Below are 16,711 nucleotides of genomic sequence, written 5' to 3' on the forward strand. Positions count from 1 at the left end.
TCAGAGCGATACGCGGACCGTGAGGTGGTCGCCCGGCTCCAGCACGAACTCCTCGACGTTGCCCGCCCCGCACAGGTCGTCGGCGGCCAGCCGGACCAGCGCGTGCTCGGGCCCCGAGACCTCCAGCAGGGAGACCTCGGCCCGCATGGAGAGCTTGGCCTCCGACTTGGCCTTGCGGATGCGGCCGAGCACCTCGGCGGCCACCGCCAGCACCGCCGGGTCGCCGGCCGCGTCACCGGGGACCGGCCAGGAGGCGCGGTGCACCGAACCGGCCCGCCACCACGACCAGACCTCCTCGGTCACGAACGGCAGGAACGGCGCGAACAGCCGCAACTGCGCGTCGAGCGCCAGCCGCAGCGCCGAGTGCGCGGAGGCGGCCTCCGGCCCCTCGCCGTAAGCACGCGCCTTGACCAGCTCCAGGTAGTCGTCGCAGAACGCCCAGAAGAAGCGCTCGGTGACCTCCAGCGCGCGAGCGTAGTCGTAGCCCTCGAAGGCCTCGGTCGCCTCCCGGATCGCCTGGTCGAGCTGGGCCAGCATCGAGCGGTCCACCGGCTCGCCCACCTCGGCGTCGGAGTCGGGGAAGCCGAGCACGAACTTGGAGGCGTTGAGGATCTTGATGGCCAGGCGGCGGCCGACCTTCATCTGCCCGGTGTCGAAGGCGGTGTCGGTGCCGGGACGGCCGCTGGCCGCCCAGTAGCGCACGCCGTCGGAGCCGTACTCCTCCAGCAGGCCGAGCGGGGTGGTGACGTTCCCCTTCGACTTGGACATCTTCTTGCGGTCGGGGTCGAGGATCCACCCCGAGATCGACACGTCGCTCCACGGCAGCGTGCCGAGCTCCTGGTCGGCCCGGACCACAGTGGAGAACAGCCAGGTGCGGATGATCTCGTGCGACTGCGGCCGCAGGTCCATCGGGTAGACGCGGGCGAACAGGTCGGGGTCGCGCTCCCAGCCGCCGGCGATCTGCGGGGTCAGCGAGGAGGTGGCCCAGGTGTCCATGACGTCCGGGTCGCCGGTGAAGTCGATGCCGCGCTGCTCCTCGGTGTAGCCGGGCGGCACGTCCGACTGCGGGTCGATGGGCAGCATGTCCTCGCTGGGCACGATCAGCGAGCCGTCCTTGGCGTACCACACCGGGAACGGCACGCCGAAGAAGCGCTGGCGCGAGACGAGCCAGTCGCCGGCCAGGCCCTCCACCCAGTTGTCGTAGCGCACCCGCATGTGCGGCGGGTGCCAGTGGAGCTGGGCGCCGCGCTCCAGCAGCCGCTCGCGCAGCGCCGCGTCGCGGCCGCCGTTGCGGATGTACCACTGCCGGGTGGTGACGATCTCGAGGGGCTTGTCGCCCTTCTCGTAGAACTTCACCGCGCGGGTGACCGGCCGCGGGTCGCCGACGAGGTCGCCGGACTCGCGCAACATCTCCACGATGCGCTCGCGCGCGCTGTGCACCGTCTTGCCGGCCAGTTCCTTGTACGGCTCGGCGTCGACGCCCTGCGGCGGCTCGGCCAGCAGCCGGCCGTCCCAGCCGATGACCGCCCGGGTGGGCAGGTCGAGCTCGCGCCACCAGGTGACGTCGGTCAGGTCGCCGAAGGTGCAGATCATCGCGATGCCCGAGCCCTTGTCCGGCTCGGCCAGGTGGTGGGCCAGGACCGGCACCTCGACGCCGAACAGCGGGGTGAGCACGGTCGTGCCGAACAGCGGCCGGTACCGCTCGTCGTCCGGGTGCGCGACCAGGGCGACGCAGGCCGGGATGAGCTCGGGCCGGGTGGTCTCGATGTGCACCGGGCCGGCGTCGCCGTAGAAGGAGACGCGGTGGAAGGCGCCGGGCCACTCGCGGTCCTCCAGCTCCGCCTGCGCGACAGCCGTACGGAAGGTGACGTCCCAGAGCGTCGGCGCCTCGGCCTGGTAGGCCTCGCCGCGCTCCAGGTTGCGCAGGAAGGCGAGCTGAGAGGCGCGCCGGGCGTTGGCGTCGATGGTGGCGTAGGTCTTGGACCAGTCGATGGACAGGCCCAGGCGCCGCCACAGCGCCTCGAACGCCTTCTCGTCCTCCTGCGTCAGCCGCTCGCACAGCTCGATGAAGTTGCGCCGGGAGATGGAGATCTGGTTTTTACCCGGCTTGGCGGGCGGCTCGAAGTCGGGGTCGTAGGGCACCGACGGGTCGCAGCGCACGCCGAAGTAGTTCTGGACCCGCCGTTCGGTGGGCAGGCCGTTATCGTCCCAGCCCATCGGGTAGAAGACCTCGCGCCCGCGCATCCGCTGGAATCGCGCGACGGTGTCCGTATGGGTGTAGGAGAAGACGTGGCCGACGTGCAGCGACCCCGAGACCGTGGGGGGCGGCGTGTCGATCGCGTAGACCTCGGCGCGGGTCCTGGTGCGGTCGAAACGGTAGGTGCCGTAGGCCTCCCAGCGCTCTACCCATACCTGCTCGAGCCCGTCGAGAGTGGGTTTCTCGGGCACGAAGACAGGAACGGGTCGCTGATGAGTCATGCCTCCTGATGGTAAGGCCTCTGGAAGGAATAGGGTTCACACATGGCAGATGACAAGCCGGACGTCGCATGGCGGGTGGTAGGCGGACTTCTCGGTCTGGCCACCGCGTGGGGCGCCAAGAAGGTTCTGGGCTGGGCCTGGGTCAAGGCGACTGGCAAGGAGCCTCCGCTCGATTCGGAGGCTCCCGAGGTCAGCATGGGGGAGGCCATCGGCTACGCGGTGGTCATGGGCGTCGGCATGTCCGTCGCGCAGATCGTGGTCAACAAGACCGCGAAGAAGCGCTACGACGCGTGGCGGGCGCTGAAGCTCAAGACTCCAAAGCCGTGAGGAAGTCCCCCGCCCACCGGTCGACGTCGTAGGTCGCCACGCGGCGGCGCAACGTCCGCATCCTGCGGGCCATCTCGTGCGGGGTGGCCCGCATCGCCGTGATGAGGGTGGATTTCAGCCCCTCGACGTCGTAGGGGTTGACGCGGAAGGCCTGTTTCAGCTCGTCGGCGGCGCCGGCGAACTCGCTCAGCACCAGCGCCCCGCGCAGGTCGTGGTGGCAGGCCACGTACTCCTTGGCTACCAGGTTCATGCCGTCGCGCAGCGGGGTCACCACCATCAGGTCAGCGGCCAGGTAGAGCGCGGTCAGCTCGCGCCGGTCGTAGGACTGGTGGAGGTACTGGATCGGCTGGTGGCCCAGCAGCGAGTGCTCGCCGTTGATCCGGCCGACCTGCAGCTCGATGTCGTCGCGCAGCCTTCGGTACTCGTCCACCCGTTCCCGGCTGGGCGTGGCGATCTGCACGAAGACCGCCTCCCCCGGCTGCACCCGCTTCTCGTCCAGCAGCTCGCCGAAGGCCTCCAGGCGCTGCCCGATGCCCTTGGTGTAGTCGAGCCGGTCCACGCCCAGCAGCAGGTGCTCGGGGTCGCCGAGCTCGAAGCGGATCTCCTTGGCCCGGTGCACGATCTGCGGGTCGCGGGCGAGCGCGTCGAGCTCGCCGAAGTCCACCGAGATCGGGAAGGCCCGCGCGGTGATCGTGCGGTCCTCGTGGTAGATCTCGTTCCCCTTGTACGGCACGCCGAGCAGCCGCCGGCACAGCCGGATGAAGTTCGAGGCGCCGCCGGAGAGCTGGAAGCCCACCAGGTCGGCGCCGAGCAGGCCCTTGACCAGCTCGGTGCGCCACGGCAGCCGCCAGAACAGCTCGACCGGCGGGAAGGGGATGTGCAGGAAGAACCCGATGCGCAGGTCCGGGCGGCGCTCGCGGAGCATCGCCGGGACGAGCTGGAGCTGGTAGTCCTGCACCCAGACCACCGCGTTCTCCGCCGCCGCCTCGGCGGTGGCGTCGGCGAAGCGCTCGTTGACCGCCCGGTAGGTCTCCCACATCTCGCGGGAGAAGACCGGCGGCGCGACCACGTCGTGGTAGAGCGGCCACAGGGTCGCGTTGGAGAAGCCCTCGTAGTAGAGCTCGATCTCCTCGCGCGACAGCGGGATCGGGATGAGGTTCATGCCGTCGTCACGGAACGGCTCGATCTGTTCGTCGGGCGCTCCGGCCCAGCCGAGCCAGGCGCCGTCGCGGCGCTGCATGACCGGCGCGATCGCGGTGACCAGCCCGCCCGGGCTCCGTCGCCACGTCGCCGTGCCGTCGGGCTCGATCGAGCGGTCCACCGGCAGCCGGTTGGCCACAATCAAGAACGAGCTACGGCCACCCACGTACGTCCCTCCCACGTGTTCACGGGAACCGGCCGGATGGCCGGTTCACTGGCAGCCGCTCTCGGCCCCCGCCCGGGGGACGTTCCAGCTCATCAGCCGGCGCACGGCGAGCGGTGCCGTATACACCCTGCCCAGAACATGGCGAAACAAACCCGAACCGAGCATTTCGCCCACAAGGCTCACAATGCCACCGCGCCTCATCCGTCACTCCCGTCACAGGGCGCGCGCTCAGGCGTCGAAGTCTCCGGTGACCTCGGGCGTGACCGGATGGCTCTGACAGGCCAGGACGTAACCGGCGGCCAGCTCGGCCGGTTCGAGGGCGTAGTTCTGGTCCATGGACACCTCGCCGGTCTCCAGGCGCATCCGGCACGTGCCGCAGACCCCGCCGCGGCAGGCGTAGGGCGCGTCGGCGCGGACGCGGAGCGCCGCGGTGAGCAGGGGCTCGTCGCCGTCGAGGGAGACGCGGGTGGTCCGTCCGTCCAGGGTGAAGGTGAACACGGCGCCCGAGGGCACGGAGTGCGGCCGGACGACCGGCTCCCCGGCGTAGAAGAGCTCGAAGTGCACCCGGCGGCCCGGCCCGAGCGCCTCGCGGGCGGCCTCGACCAGGCCGATGGGGCCGCAGAGGTAGTACTCGTCGCCCTCCCCCAGCAGCGGCAGCAGCGTCCGGAGCTTGGCCGCGTCGATCCGGCCGCTGGAGATCGGCGCCTCCATCGGCTCCTGGCTGAGCACGTGCAGCAGGGTGAAGCGCGGGCCGTACCGGTCCTTCAGGTCGGCCAGCTCCTCGGCGAACATCACCTCGCGGGCGGTGCGGTTGCCGTAGACGAGGCTGAACCGGCTGGACGGCTCGACGGCCAGCGTCGTGGCGATGAGCGAGAAGACCGGCGTGATGCCGCTTCCCGCCGCGATGGCCACGTGGTGGCGGGCCAGCTCGGGGCGGAGCTCGACGTGGAAGCGCCCCAGGGGCGGCATCGCCTCGACGACGTCGCCGGGCTTGAGGTCGCGGTTGGCCCACTCGGAGAAGGCGCCGCCGGGCAGGCGTTTGACGCCGATGCGCAGGGGACCGCCGACCGGGGAGCAGATCGAGTAGCTGCGCCGTACCTCCTCACCGCCCAGGAAGGTGCGGACGGTGAGGTGCTGGCCCTGCACGAAGGGCAGCCGCTCGGCGAACGTGACGGCCACCGCGTCGTCGGTGAGCCGGTCCACGGCCGCGACGGTCAACGGCTGGAATCGGCTCAATCAGAACTCCTTGAAGTGGTCGAAGGGCTCCAGGCAGTCGCGGCAGGCGAACATGGCCTTGCAGGAGGTCGAGCCGTACCGGCTGACCAGCCGGGTGCGGGGCGAGCGGCAGCGCGGGCAGCGGGGGTTGAGCTGCAGGACGGGGGTGCGGCCCGGCGGGGAGATGCCGTGCTCGGCCAGCTTGCGGCGGCCCTCGTCGGTGATCCAGTCGGTGGTCCAGGGCGGCGCGAGCACGGTGCGGACGCTCACCCCGGGCAGGACGCGCTGGATGTCCTCGCGGATGGCGTCCATGGCGGGGCAGCCGGAGTAGGTGGGCGTGATCACCACCTCGACCCCGCCGTCGGCCCGCCGTACGACGTCGCGCAGGATGCCCAGGTCGCCGAGGGTGAGCATGGGCAGCTCCGGGTCGGGGACGGCCGCGGCGGCCGCCCTCGCCTCCTCCAGTGACACGGTCACCATGTGGCCCCCGAGTGCTCGCGGTGCAGCGCCTGCATCTCCGCCAGCAACGCCGCCAGGTGCGGGCCGTGCTCGCCGCGCCGCCCGCCGGAGCGTTGCTCCACGCCTTCCGGTACGGCCAGCGAAGCCTCCGCCAGCGTCGCCAGCACGTACTGCTCCCACGGCCCGCGCAGCTCGGCCCGGCTCTCGAACAGCTCGTCCACGAAGGGCCACAGCGCCTCCAGCGCGGCCATGGTGCGACGGCGGCTCTCCTCGGTGCCGAGACCCAGCCGCAGCGTCCACACCCGCGCGTAGTCGCGGTGGTAGGCGAGCTCCTTGACGCCCTTGGCGGCCACCTCGTCGCCGGGGTGGGCGCGGTAGAGCTCGTACAGGTAGCTCGCGAACAGCAGGTGCCGGACGACGGTGTGCGCGAAGTCGCCGTTCGGCTGCTCGACCAGCAGGCAGTTGCGGAACTGGCCCGGGGGGCGCAGGTAGGCGAGCGCGTCCTCGTCGCCCTCGCGCGCCAGCAGCGCCCGGGCCTGGCCGAGCAGGTCGAGGGCGAGGTTGGCGAGGGCGACGTCCTCTTCGAGGGTGGGTGCCAGGGTGACCCACTCGGCCAGCCGCTGGGCCAGGACGAGGCAGTCGTCGCCGGTCTCGAGCGAGTTCACAGGTGTTTCACCCCTTCGGGCAGCTCGTAGAAGGTGGGGTGGCGGTAGGGCTTGTCGGCCGCGGGGTCGAAGAAGGCGTCCTTCTCGTCTGGGGAGGAGGCGCTGATCTGGTCGGCGGGCACGACCCAGATGCTGACGCCCTCCTGGCGGCGGGTGTACAGGTCGCGGGCGTGCCGCAGGGCGAGCTCGGCGTCCTCGGCGTGCAGGCTGCCGGCGTGCACGTGCGACAGGCCCCGCTTGGGGCGCACGAAGACCTCCCAGAGCGTCATGCCGTCTCCCGGGCGGCATAGGCCTGGGCGGCCTCGCGGACCCAGGCGCCCTCCTCGTGCGCCCGCCGCCGGTGCGCGATCCGCTCGGCGTTGCAGGGCCCGTCGCCGGACAGCACCCGCTTGAACTCGGTCCAGTCGATCTCACCGAAGTCGTAGTGCCCGCGCTCGGGGTTCCAGCGCAGGTCGGGGTCGGGCAGCGTGAGCCCGAGGATCTCCGCCTGCGGCACGCACATGTCGACGAAGCGCTGGCGCAGCTCGTCGTTGGAGTGCCGCTTGATCTTCCAGGCCATCGACTGCGCGGAGTGCGTCGACTCGGTGTCGGGCGGCCCGAACATCATCAGCGACGGCCACCACCAGCGGTTCACGGCCTCCTGCGCCATCCGCTTCTGGGCGGGGGTGCCGTGCGCGAGGGTGTGCAGCAGCTCGTAGCCCTGGCGCTGGTGGAAGCTCTCCTCCTTGCAGATGCGCACCATCGCCCGCGCGTAGGGCCCGTACGAGCACCGGCACAGCGGCACCTGGTTGACGATCGCCGCGCCGTCCACCAGCCAGCCGATCGCCCCCATGTCCGCCCAGGTGGGCGTGGGGTAGTTGAAGATCGACGAGTAGCGTTGCCGGCCGTCGTGCAGGGCGTCGAGCAGCTCGTCGCGGCTGACGCCGAGCGTCTCGGCGGCGCCGTACAGGTAGAGCCCGTGCCCGGCCTCGTCCTGGACCTTCGCCAGCAGGATCGCCTTGCGCTTCAGCGAGGGCGCGCGGGTGATCCAGCTCCCCTCGGGCTGCATGCCGATGATCTCGGAATGGGCGTGCTGCGCGATCTGCCTGATCAGCGTCTTGCGGTAGGCCTCGGGCATCTCGTCGCGCGGTTCGATGCGTTCGTCGGCGTCGATGATCTGCTGGAACGTGGTCATCGCTCCTCCTCCCACGTGTAGAACCCCTTCCCGGTCTTGCGCCCCAATTCCCCTTTCGCCACCTTTTCTCGGAGGATTTCCGGCGCCTCGAAGCGCGGGCCGAGGCGGTCGCGCAGGTAGTCGGCGATGGCCAGCCGGACGTCCAGGCCGACCAGGTCGCCCAGCCGGATCGGTCCCATCGGGTGGCGGTAGCCGAGCTCCATCGCGGTGTCGATGTCCTCGGGGGCGGCCACGCCCTCCTCGACCATGCGCATCGCCTCCAGGCCGAGCAGCACGCCGAGGCGGCTGGAGGCGAAGCCGGGCGAGTCGCGCACGACGATCCCGGTCTTGCCGAGCGCCCCCACCCAGCCCTTCGCCCGCTGGAGCAGCTCGGCGGGCGTCTCCGGCGTGACGACGATCTCGACCAGGCGCTGCACCGGGACGGGGTTGAAGAAGTGCAGACCGATCAGCCGGCCGGGCCGCTCCAGCACCGCGGCGAGCTCGCCGATGGACAGGGAGCTGGTGTTGGAGGCCAGGACCGCGCCGGGCGCGCGGCGCTCGGCCTCGGACAGCACCTCGACCTTGAGCTTGGGGTCCTCCGGCACGGCCTCGACGACCAGCTCGGCCTCGGCCGGGACCGGCCCGAGGGTCAGCCGGTCGAGCGCGCCGGGGGCCGCGCCCTTGGACTCGGCGATGGCCAGGCCGCGGGCGACGGCCGCGCGGGCGGCCTCGGCCCGCGGCTCCTGGACGGTGACGGACGCGCCCGCCAGCAGGAAGACCTGGGCGATGCCGGCCCCCATGCGGCCTCCGCCGATGACCGCGACCTGGCTCGGGACGCTCATCGCCGCGACTGCACCACGTGGAAGCGGCCGGCGACGTAGCCGGGATCGGTCAGCGAGGCGGTGGCCGCCGGGTTGGCCCCGGTGCCGTGGAAGTCGCTGAAGGCCGCCGACTGGTTGACGAAGACGCCGCCGGTGAGGTTGCAGGACAGGTTGACCCCGGCGTCGATGGCCGCCTTCTCGGCCTGCTCCAGCACCTCCTCGGAGGTGGAGTAGACCGACGCGGTCAGCGCGCCGTGGGCGCTGACCGTCTCGCGCAGCAGCCGGAGGCTGTCGGCGGTCGAGGCGGTCGGGATGACGAAGGAGATCGGCCCGAAGTGCTCGCTGGTGTAGACGTCGTCGCGGTCCGGGTCCACCCGGACGATGACCGGGGTGCGCACCACCGCGCCGGGGAAGGCCGGGTGCTTGAGCGCCCGCGACTCCAGCACCACCTCGCCGAGCGAGGGCGCGGCCTCCACCCGGGCCAGCACCTCGGGGTTGGCCAGCGCGCCGGTCAGCTCGACCGCGCGCGCGTCGTCGCCCAGGAGCTTGCCGACCGCGGCGGCCAGCCCGGCGGCGACCTCGTCGAAGCTCTTGTGCCCCTCGTCGGTCTCGATGCCGCCGGCCGGGATGAGCAGGTTCTGCGGCGCGGTGCACATCTGCCCGCTGTACAGCGACAACGAGAAGGCCAGGTTGCCGAGCATGCCCTTGAAGGAGTCGGTGGAGTCGATGACGACCGTGTTGAGCCCGGCCTTCTCGGTGTGCACGAGCGCCTGGCGGGCGTTGGCCTCCAGCCAGTCGCCGTAGGAGGTGGAGCCGGTGAAGTCGACGATCCGCACCGCCGGGTGGGTGGCCAGCTCGGTGGCCAGGCCGGTGCCCTCCTCCACGGCGAGCTGCACCAGCGCGGGGTCGAACCCGGCCTCGGCCAGGACGTCGCGGGCGATCTGCACGGTGATCGCCAGCGGCAGGATCGCCCGCGGGTGCGGCTTGACGATCACCGGGTTGCCGGTGACCAGCGAGGCGAACAGGCCCGGGTAGGAGTTCCAGGTCGGGAAGGTGGTGCAGCCGATCACCACGGCCACGCCGCGCGGCACGACGGTGAAACGCTTGTCCATGACCAGCGGCTCGCCCTTGGCCGGCTTCTCCCAGCGCGCCTGCCCGGCCGAGGAGGTCTGGGCGGCGTAGCCGTAGGCGACCGCCTCCAGGGCGCGGTCCTGCGCGTGCGGGCCGCCGGCCTGGAAGGCCATGACGAAGGCCTGGCCGCTGGTGTGCTGGACGGCGTTGGCGATCTCGAAGCTGCGCTGGTTGACCCGGTGCAGGATCTCCACGCAGGCCAGTGCGCGGGCCAGCGGCCCGGCGTCGCGCCAGGCGGGCATCGCCGCGCGGGCCGCGCCGACCAGGGTCTCGGTGTCCGGCGCGGGGTAGGTCACCCCCAGCTCGATCCCGTACGGCGAGCGTTCCGCCCCGACCCACGAGCCGGTCCCCGGCTGGTCGGTCGGGAAGGGCCGGCCCAGGTAGGACTCGAAGGCCGCCTTCCCCTGCTCCGCCGCGCCCTCGCCGTACACGCGGGGGCTGGGCGACTCGGGATAGGCGCTCCAGTAGCCGCGTTCGGCGATCGCGGAGAGCGCCTGGTCGAGGGTCTCCCGGTGCTGCTCGAACATGTTCGTCCCTCTCTTGACAGGGATCGGCCGGACGATGGACTGTTTACCGAACATTCGGTCAGTTGACAAGGGAGACTTCCGTTGGACAACGCGCGCCGCATGATGGAGGCCGACGCCGCCTCGGCCGCGCTGGGCATCGAGCTCACCGAACTGGGCCCGGGCCGTGCGGTGTGTCGCATGGCCGTGACCGACAAGATGATCAACGGGCACGGCCTGTGTCACGGCGGGTACGTCTTCCTGCTGGCCGACACCGCCTTCGCCTGCGCGTGCAACAGCCACGGCCCGGTCACCGTGGCGGCCGGCGCGGAGATCGTCTTCGTCGCCCCGGCCCACACCGGCGACATGCTGGTCGCCGAGGCGGCCGAGCGCACCCGCTACGGCCGCAGCGGCGTCTACGACATCACCGTGCGCAGGTCCGGCGGCGACGTGGTCGCGGAGTTCCGCGGCCGCAGCAGGGAGTTGAGATGAGATACGGCCCTCCCCCCGCCCCGGGCGAGCTCGACCCCGCCGAGCGGATGTCCGTCGACGAGCTGCGGGCGCTGCAGCTCGACCGGCTCCGCTGGAGTGTCCGGCACGCCTACGAGAACGTGCCGCGCTACCGCGAGAAGTTCGACCGGCACGGCGTGCACCCCGACGACCTGAAGGAGCCGGGCGACCTGGCCGCCTTCCCCTTCACCACCAAGCAGGACCTGCGCGAGAGTTACCCGTTCGGCATGTTCGCCGTCCCCCGCGAGCGGGTGGCCCGCATCCACGCCTCCTCCGGCACCACCGGCAAGCCCACCGTCGTCGGCTACACGCAGGCCGACCTGGACGTCTGGGCGGAGGTCATGGCCCGCTCGATCCGCGCCGCCGGCGGCCGGCCCGGCGACCTGGTGCACGTGGCCTACGGCTACGGCCTGTTCACCGGCGGCCTCGGCGCGCACTACGGAGCCGAGCGGCTGGGCTGCACCGTGGTACCGGTCTCGGGCGGCATGACGCCGCGCCAGGTGCAGCTCATCACCGACTTCCGGCCCCGCGTGATCATGGTCACGCCGAGCTACCTGCTCGCCCTGCTCGACGAGTTCGAGGCGCAGGGGCTCGACCCGCGGGCCAGCTCCCTGGAGATCGGCGTCTTCGGCGCCGAGCCTTGGACCGAGGAGATGCGCAAGGAGATCGAGGAGCGCTTCGGCCTGCACGCGGTGGACATCTACGGCCTGTCGGAGGTGATGGGGCCGGGCGTCGCGCAGGAGTGCGTGGAGAGCAAGGACGGCCTGCACGTGTGGGAGGACCACTTCTACCCCGAGACCGTCGACCCCTTCACCGGCCAGGTCACCGACGGCGCCGGCGAGCTGGTCTTCACCTCGCTCACCAAGCAGGCCCTGCCGATCATCCGCTACCGCACCCGCGACCTGACCCGCCTGCTCCCCGGTACGGCCAGGCCCGCCTTCCGGCGCATGGAGAAGGTCACCGGCCGCACCGACGACATGATCATCCTGCGCGGCGTCAACCTCTTCCCGACCCAGATCGAGGAGCTCATCCTGCGCGTCCCCGGCCTGTCGCCGCACTTCCAGGTCGAGCTCACCCGGCCCGCGCGGCTCGACGTGCTGACCGTGCGGGTGGAGGCCCGGCCCGGGTTCGAGGCCCGCGACCAGGCCGCCGAGACGCTGCGCCGGGCGGTCAAGGACCACGTGGGGGTGAGCGTCGAGGTGGCGGTCACCGACCCGGAGACGCTGGAGCGGAGCATGGGCAAGCTCAAGCGCCTCATCGACAAACGGGATAATTGACGCCATGAAGAAGCGTGGCCACGATCCGGAGTCCGTCCTGCACACCGCCGTCGGCGTGTTCAACGAGCGGGGCTACGACGGCACCAGCATGGAGGATCTGGCCCGCGCCCTCGGCGTGACCAAGTCGGCCATCTACTACCACGTGCCCGGCAAGGAGCAACTGCTCGGCCGGGCGCTCGACCGGGCGCTCGACGGGCTCTTCGCGATGATCGGCGACGAGCGGGCGCGGTCCGGCCGGGCCATCGACCGGCTGGAATGGGTGGTACGGCGCAGCGTGGCCATCCTGGCCGAACGCCTGCCGTACGTGACGTTGCTGTTGCGGGTGCACGGCAACAGCCCGACGGAGCTGGGAGCGCTGGAGCGGCGGCGGGAGTTCGACCGCTTCGTCAGCGCGCTGGTGAAGGAGGCGGCGGCCGACGGGGACGTGCGGCCGGACGTGGATCCTGCGCTGGTCACCCGGCTGCTGTTCGGCATGGTCAACTCGATCGCCGAGTGGTACCAGCCGGCCCGCGGGGGCAGCCCGGACGCGCTGGCCGAGGCGGTCCTGAAGATCGCCTTCGACGGCCTGCGGGTCTAAGCCGCCAGTGGTCTGAGCGGGCTGCGGGGTCTAGGCGGCCAGCGCGGGGGCGAAGGCGCGCTCGACGGCGGTGAGCGCCCAGCGCATGCGCGCGGCGTAGCTCTCGGGGTGGTCGCCGGCCTCCTGCGCGACCAGCGCGGCACACCGCGACAGGTCGCACGAGTGGTTCTCCACGGCCCGGCGGATCTCCGAGGCCGACAGCGCCTGCGACGGCTGCAGGGGCGAGCTGAACAGGATCTGGGCGAGTTCGGTGGTCGTCATCGGGGGCTCCTCTCCACTATCCATACAGACTCGTGAAGAGGCCCGGACTCATCGCTGGATCTGCTCGCGATCCTTGGCTTTCGGCAACGGCGGCAGCTTGCCCCGCAGATCGGTGCGGATCGCCTCGCCGAGCTTCTTGGTCGCCGCCCGGTTGAGCGCGCCGCCGGCGACCGCGCCGGTGAGGAACGGGCCCAGCGTGGTGAGGTGCCGGCCGAGCACGCGCATGAGGCGCTTGCGCAGCGCGGTCTTGGCGGCGGCGCCCAGCGCCAGGGTGACGGTGGCCGGCGCCAGCGGGTCGAGACCACGCTGGCGGGCCCAGGCGGAGGTGAAGGCGGCGGCGCGCTGCGTGCCGGTGCCGTCGATGCGCACGCCGTACACCTCGTGCAGCTCGGCCAGGAGCTTGACCTCGATGGCGGCCACCACGATGGTCTCGGCCACGAGCTGCGCGGGTGCGGACAGGAGAAGGGGTGGAGCGGCGAACTCGGCCGCCGACAGGGCTCCGCCGACCGCGCCGACCGTCATCGTCGCCTTCATCGCGGTGCGGACGAGATCGTCGGCCAGCGCCTCGCCGGTGAGGCCGTGGTGGTGCTCGGAGAGGGTCTGAAGATCACGAATGGGGATGCGGGGGGCGATGCTGAGGAAGACGTCGGCCAGCCATCGGCCGCGGCCCACGCCGGAGGCGCCGGCCTTCTTCGCTCCGGACGCCAGCGATCTGGCGAGACGGCCGAGCAGCCTGCGCCGCTCGGCCGGCTCGATCCCGTCCTCGCCGGTCAGCCTGCCGACGAGCTCGCCGACCTCGCGGCCGTGGTCGGCGTCGCCGGCCTCGATCCCGCCGCCGGCGTCGCCGAGCCCGGTGCCCGTCCCCTCGGGCGGCGATCCGGCCCCTACCGGATCGGGACCGCCGTCGGGTGTGGTCGCCCGGCCGTCGTCCGGCCGGGCACCGCGCTCCAGCTTGTGCTCGTTGTGCTGCTCTTTGTCCTTGGTCACGACGCGAAGCCTCCCTCGGTCTGCTTCCCTACCCCGAGCGTCGCCCTTGGATCGTCAGGCGGCGCATTCGCGGCAGACCTGCTGGCCGTTCTTCTCGCTGGCCAGCTGGCTCCGGTGGTGCACTAGGAAGCATCGCGAACAGGTGAACTCGTCCGCCTGCCGCGGGATGACCCGCAGCGAGAGCTCCTCGTTCGACAGGTCCGCGCCGGGCAGCTCGAGCGACTCGGCGAGGTCGGTCTCGTCGATGTCGATGCTGCCGGAGGACTTGTCGGTACGCCGCGCCTGGAGCTCCTGAAGGGAGTCTTCCCCCAGGTCGTCGTCCGTCTTGCGCGGGCTGTCGTAGTCGGTTGCCATTGTGCTTACTCCATCCCCCTCATATGTCTGCACGCGGGATTGCGCGTCGTGTAACGTCCGAGAGGCCCTTCTTGTGCCCGATTCCATCCGGGAGATTTTGCAATCGGTACCCCTCTGGAGTGGTTGCCGAACCTCCCTACACGCCAGTGCCTTCTGCCGGAAGCGGCGGTAAGCCAAATATGGCCAAACTCACAGCTTTGGCGTCATGCACCACCGTGTTCGACGGCACATCCAACCACATGTACGGCGGCTAGGAGACTTCCGCGCCAGATCAACACGCCGGATCAACGCCCGGGGAGCCGGACGGTGACGACCAGGCCTCCGCCCTCGCGTGGCGCGGCAGTCACCGACCCGCCATGGGCTTGGACGACCGCTCGCACGATGGACAGCCCCAGACCCGCTCCCTTGGCCGAGTCCACGCGGTCGGCGTGGAGCCTCCGGAACGGCTCGAACAGGCTGTTCACCTCGTACGCCGGGACGTGTTGCCCGGTGTTGGCCACCTGAACAACGGCCCCCCCGTCCGACATTCCCACCTGGATCCAGACTTTTCCGGATTCGGGCAGGTTGTACTTGACGGCGTTCTCCAGCAGGTTGCTGACCGACCGCTCCAGGAGCACCGGGTCGCCGACCGTCCCCGCCCTGGCGAGGTCCGTCGTGACCGTCACCCCGTGCTCCTCGGCGAAGGGCAGCACCTGCTCCACGGCCGTGGCGGCGACGTCCTTGACGTCCACCGGCTTGCGCACGGCCAGCTCGCGCTCGCTGCGCGCCAGCAGCAGCAGGCCCTCGATGAGCTTCTCGTTGCGGGCGTTGACCTCCAGGAGGGTACGGCCCAGCGCCTTGAGGTCCTGCGACGCCTCCGGATCGGTCAGCGCGATCTCCAGGACCGTGCGGTTGATCGTCAGCGGGGTGCGCAGCTCGTGCGAGGCGTTGGCCACGAAGCGCCGCTGGGAGTCGAAGGCGAGGTTCAGCCGGGTCAGCATCTCGTCGAAGGTGTCGGCCAGCTCCTTGAGCTCGTCGTCCGGGCCCTTCAGGTCGATGCGCTGGTGGGCCAGGTTGCTCTCGGAGAGCTTGCGCGCGGTGGCGGTCATCTTGGCCACCGGTTTCAGCGCCCGGTCGGCGACCACGTAGCCCAGGATCATCGCGATCAGGCCCATGCCGATGAGCACCATCACCGACCGCCGCACCAGCTCGGCCCGCGCCGCGTCGATGGCCGCGTCCTGCAGCTTGGTCAGCACCTCCTGGACCTCCGGGTTGTACGACCCGATCCAGGCGGCCTCGATCGCCCAGCCGACGATCACGTAGATCACGAGCAGCAGGGCCAGGGCGGCGACGAAGAAGAGCGCGGCGTAGGTCAGCGTCAGGCGCCAGCGGATGCTCACCTGATGAGGCAGTTGCCGCATCCGCTCCCGCGCCGAGACCTTCAGGGGCGCGGGGTGCGGCGGCGGCGGGCCGTCCCAGGCGGGCGGCCCGGTGGGAGGTGGCGGCTGCCGGTCCCGGCCTCCGGAGGCGAGCACCTCGGTGTGCGGCCGGATCATGGGGTGCGTCGGTTCGGCCCGGCGCTCTGGCCGCTCGCTCACAACTTGTACCCCACCCCGGGCACCGTCTCGATCACCTGCGGCTCCCCCAGCTTCTTGCGCAGCGTCATCATGGTGACCCGCACGACATTCGTGAACGGGTCGATGTTCTCGTCCCACGCCTTGTCCAGCAGGTCCTCCTGGCTGACCACGGCGCCCTCGGCGCGCATCAGCTCCTCCAGGACCGCGAACTCCTTCTTGGTGAGCACGATCTCCTTGCCCTCGCGCTGCACCAGCCGCTTGCCCGGGTCGAGCCGGATGCCGGAGCGCTCCAGCACCGGCGGCAGCGCAGGCGCCGAACGACGGCCCAGCGCGCGCACCCGGGCGACCAGCTCGATGAAGACGAACGGCTTGGCCAGGTAGTCGTCGGCGCCCAGGCCCAGGCCCGCCACCTTGTCGTCCACGTCGCCGGCCGCGGTCAGCATCAGGATGCGCGTCGCCGAGCGGGACTCCACCAGCCGGCGGGCCACCTCGTCGCCGTGCACCACCGGCAGGTCGCGGTCGAGGACGATCACGTCGTAGTCGATGTACGAGGTCTTCTCCAGAGCGCTCCCGCCGTCGTAGGCGACGTCCACCGCCATGGCCTCCCGCCGCAGCCCGGTCGCGATCGCGTCGGCGAGCACCCGCTCGTCCTCGACCACCAGAACCCGCACAGCTCACTCCTCAAGTCGATAGCCCATTGTGGCCGCACGGCCGATAAGCGCACGGTAAGGCATCGACGGGCGCGGGTGACGCACCGCACAGCGATCCGGAGGTTTGGCGGGAGTCAGGAGGTGGGTAAACCAACCCGAACACCCACTGGAACCCCCTGAGAGTAGGTGAGATGGGCGAGTTCACGACGACCATCGAGCGGCGTCTCGACCAGGCTCGGCGCAATCTGGACGAGGCCAGGACGGCCGGGGACGACTTCCTCGCCGACACCCTCACCGCCGAGATCGAGGATCTGCGCCGACTGGCAGACGATAACGGCGTCGCCTTGCCCCGCGCGTAGCACCCGGAACGCCCGCGAGATCCCCCTCTCGCGGGCGTTTCCCTGTCCGGGCCCTGCTACGG

19 protein-coding genes are annotated in these 16,711 nt (G+C 71.2%); 5 read left to right on the plus strand and 14 right to left on the minus strand.

From position 1 onward, the window contains the following. The gene (valS, locus tag AB0I67_RS11455; protein WP_357921362.1) at window positions 1-2,478 is read right to left on the minus strand and encodes a valine--tRNA ligase; all 2,478 of its coding nucleotides are present in this window, start codon (window positions 2,476-2,478) and stop codon (window positions 1-3) included. A 42-nt stretch (window positions 2,479-2,520) separates the two neighbouring features. On the opposite strand from valS, the gene AB0I67_RS11460 reads away from it, so the two are divergent. Then, window positions 2,521-2,805, plus strand: coding sequence for a DUF4235 domain-containing protein (locus AB0I67_RS11460; protein ID WP_357921364.1), 285 nt, complete (start codon window positions 2,521-2,523; stop codon window positions 2,803-2,805). On the opposite strand, the gene AB0I67_RS11465 is transcribed toward AB0I67_RS11460, so the two are convergent. The 8 genes from AB0I67_RS11465 to paaN all read right to left on the minus strand — a co-directional run bounded on the left by AB0I67_RS11465 (window position 2,786) and on the right by paaN (window position 10,142). Further along, entirely contained in the window at window positions 2,786-4,171 is a 1,386-nt protein-coding gene (locus tag AB0I67_RS11465) for a trehalose-6-phosphate synthase (RefSeq protein ID WP_357921367.1), read from the minus strand. The genes AB0I67_RS11460 and AB0I67_RS11465 overlap by 20 nt on opposite strands. Before the next feature lie 228 nt (window positions 4,172-4,399). Then, on the minus strand, window positions 4,400-5,407 hold the full coding sequence (locus AB0I67_RS11470; RefSeq protein ID WP_357921370.1) for a 2Fe-2S iron-sulfur cluster-binding protein: 1,008 nt from the start codon (window positions 5,405-5,407) through the stop codon (window positions 4,400-4,402). After that, window positions 5,408-5,866 carry a 1,2-phenylacetyl-CoA epoxidase subunit PaaD gene (paaD, locus tag AB0I67_RS11475; protein ID WP_357921373.1) on the minus strand — a complete coding sequence of 153 codons (459 nt, stop codon included), beginning with the start codon at window positions 5,864-5,866 and terminating at the stop codon, window positions 5,408-5,410. Beyond that, window positions 5,860-6,510: a 1,2-phenylacetyl-CoA epoxidase subunit PaaC gene (gene paaC / locus AB0I67_RS11480; RefSeq protein WP_357921376.1), complete on the minus strand. Its 651-nt coding sequence runs from the start codon at window positions 6,508-6,510 to the stop codon at window positions 5,860-5,862. The genes paaD and paaC overlap by 7 nt, the downstream gene beginning before the upstream one ends. After that, entirely contained in the window at window positions 6,507-6,779 is a 273-nt protein-coding gene (gene paaB / locus AB0I67_RS11485) for a 1,2-phenylacetyl-CoA epoxidase subunit PaaB (RefSeq protein ID WP_357921379.1), read from the minus strand. Before paaB ends, paaC begins: the two co-directional genes overlap by 4 nt. After that, window positions 6,776-7,684 (minus strand): 1,2-phenylacetyl-CoA epoxidase subunit PaaA, encoded by a 909-nt coding sequence (paaA, locus tag AB0I67_RS11490; RefSeq protein WP_357921382.1) that lies wholly within the window; start codon window positions 7,682-7,684, stop codon window positions 6,776-6,778. The genes paaB and paaA overlap by 4 nt, the downstream gene beginning before the upstream one ends. Next, window positions 7,681-8,505 (minus strand): 3-hydroxyacyl-CoA dehydrogenase family protein, encoded by an 825-nt coding sequence (locus tag AB0I67_RS11495; RefSeq protein WP_357921385.1) that lies wholly within the window; start codon window positions 8,503-8,505, stop codon window positions 7,681-7,683. Before AB0I67_RS11495 ends, paaA begins: the two co-directional genes overlap by 4 nt. Next, on the minus strand, window positions 8,502-10,142 hold the full coding sequence (gene paaN, locus AB0I67_RS11500; protein WP_357921388.1) for a phenylacetic acid degradation protein PaaN: 1,641 nt from the start codon (window positions 10,140-10,142) through the stop codon (window positions 8,502-8,504). Before paaN ends, AB0I67_RS11495 begins: the two co-directional genes overlap by 4 nt. Window positions 10,143-10,241: 99 nt before the next feature. Here paaN and paaI point away from each other — a divergent pair, with 99 nt between their 5' ends. Genes paaI through AB0I67_RS11515 form a run of 3 tightly spaced genes read left to right on the plus strand, consistent with a single transcriptional unit; the run spans window position 10,242 to window position 12,482 of the window. Beyond that, window positions 10,242-10,610: a hydroxyphenylacetyl-CoA thioesterase PaaI gene (paaI, locus tag AB0I67_RS11505; protein WP_357922170.1), complete on the plus strand. Its 369-nt coding sequence runs from the start codon at window positions 10,242-10,244 to the stop codon at window positions 10,608-10,610. Further along, a complete protein-coding gene (gene paaK, locus AB0I67_RS11510) occupies window positions 10,607-11,905 on the plus strand; it encodes a phenylacetate--CoA ligase PaaK (protein WP_357921391.1) in 1,299 nt (432 codons plus the stop codon). Before paaI ends, paaK begins: the two co-directional genes overlap by 4 nt. Window positions 11,906-11,909: 4 nt before the next feature. Next, the gene (locus AB0I67_RS11515; protein ID WP_357921394.1) at window positions 11,910-12,482 is read left to right on the plus strand and encodes a TetR/AcrR family transcriptional regulator; all 573 of its coding nucleotides are present in this window, start codon (window positions 11,910-11,912) and stop codon (window positions 12,480-12,482) included. Window positions 12,483-12,512: 30 nt separating this feature from the next. On the opposite strand, the gene AB0I67_RS11520 is transcribed toward AB0I67_RS11515, so the two are convergent. From AB0I67_RS11520 to AB0I67_RS11540, 5 genes are all read right to left on the minus strand, one after another. Further along, window positions 12,513-12,743 (minus strand): hypothetical protein, encoded by a 231-nt coding sequence (locus AB0I67_RS11520; RefSeq protein WP_357921396.1) that lies wholly within the window; start codon window positions 12,741-12,743, stop codon window positions 12,513-12,515. Between the two features lie 48 nt (window positions 12,744-12,791). Beyond that, window positions 12,792-13,571: a hypothetical protein gene (locus AB0I67_RS11525; RefSeq protein ID WP_357922173.1), complete on the minus strand. Its 780-nt coding sequence runs from the start codon at window positions 13,569-13,571 to the stop codon at window positions 12,792-12,794. Window positions 13,572-13,784: 213 nt separating this feature from the next. Beyond that, window positions 13,785-14,084, minus strand: a complete 300-nt coding sequence (locus tag AB0I67_RS11530; RefSeq protein WP_020542847.1) for a DUF4193 domain-containing protein — start codon at window positions 14,082-14,084, stop codon at window positions 13,785-13,787. A gap of 284 nt (window positions 14,085-14,368) precedes the next feature. Next, complete coding sequence (locus AB0I67_RS11535) at window positions 14,369-15,661, minus strand: HAMP domain-containing sensor histidine kinase (RefSeq protein WP_357921399.1); 1,293 nt, start codon at window positions 15,659-15,661, stop codon at window positions 14,369-14,371. Next, window positions 15,658-16,311, minus strand: coding sequence for a response regulator transcription factor (locus tag AB0I67_RS11540; RefSeq protein ID WP_357921402.1), 654 nt, complete (start codon window positions 16,309-16,311; stop codon window positions 15,658-15,660). The genes AB0I67_RS11535 and AB0I67_RS11540 overlap by 4 nt, the downstream gene beginning before the upstream one ends. Window positions 16,312-16,481: 170 nt before the next feature. Between AB0I67_RS11540 and AB0I67_RS11545 the strand changes: the two genes are divergently transcribed. Next, the gene (locus tag AB0I67_RS11545) at window positions 16,482-16,649 is read left to right on the plus strand and encodes a hypothetical protein (protein ID WP_357921405.1); all 168 of its coding nucleotides are present in this window, start codon (window positions 16,482-16,484) and stop codon (window positions 16,647-16,649) included. Window positions 16,650-16,711: the final 62 nt, after the last annotated feature.

Origin of the sequence: Nonomuraea sp. NPDC050310 (assembly GCF_040655795.1) — a bacterium.
Classification (GTDB): domain Bacteria; phylum Actinomycetota; class Actinomycetes; order Streptosporangiales; family Streptosporangiaceae; genus Nonomuraea.

Bases quoted from the DNA above. Each gene is read 5' to 3' on its own strand.
- paaB (WP_357921379.1), bottom strand. From the start codon at position 6,779: ATGACGCTCTGGGAGGTCTTCGTGCGCCCCAAGCGGGGCCTGTCGCAC.
- paaI (WP_357922170.1), top strand. From the start codon at position 10,242: ATGATGGAGGCCGACGCCGCCTCGGCCGCGCTGGGCATCGAGCTCACC.
- paaA (WP_357921382.1), bottom strand. From the start codon at position 7,684: ATGACCACGTTCCAGCAGATCATCGACGCCGACGAACGCATCGAACCG.
- paaK (WP_357921391.1), top strand. From the start codon at position 10,607: ATGAGATACGGCCCTCCCCCCGCCCCGGGCGAGCTCGACCCCGCCGAG.
- paaN (WP_357921388.1), bottom strand. From the start codon at position 10,142: ATGTTCGAGCAGCACCGGGAGACCCTCGACCAGGCGCTCTCCGCGATC.
- AB0I67_RS11515 (WP_357921394.1), top strand. From the start codon at position 11,910: ATGAAGAAGCGTGGCCACGATCCGGAGTCCGTCCTGCACACCGCCGTC.
- AB0I67_RS11545 (WP_357921405.1), top strand. From the start codon at position 16,482: ATGGGCGAGTTCACGACGACCATCGAGCGGCGTCTCGACCAGGCTCGG.
- AB0I67_RS11460 (WP_357921364.1), top strand. From the start codon at position 2,521: ATGGCAGATGACAAGCCGGACGTCGCATGGCGGGTGGTAGGCGGACTT.
- valS (WP_357921362.1), bottom strand. From the start codon at position 2,478: ATGACTCATCAGCGACCCGTTCCTGTCTTCGTGCCCGAGAAACCCACT.
- AB0I67_RS11495 (WP_357921385.1), bottom strand. From the start codon at position 8,505: ATGAGCGTCCCGAGCCAGGTCGCGGTCATCGGCGGAGGCCGCATGGGG.
- AB0I67_RS11530 (WP_020542847.1), bottom strand. From the start codon at position 14,084: ATGGCAACCGACTACGACAGCCCGCGCAAGACGGACGACGACCTGGGG.
- paaD (WP_357921373.1), bottom strand. From the start codon at position 5,866: ATGGTGACCGTGTCACTGGAGGAGGCGAGGGCGGCCGCCGCGGCCGTC.
- AB0I67_RS11520 (WP_357921396.1), bottom strand. From the start codon at position 12,743: ATGACGACCACCGAACTCGCCCAGATCCTGTTCAGCTCGCCCCTGCAG.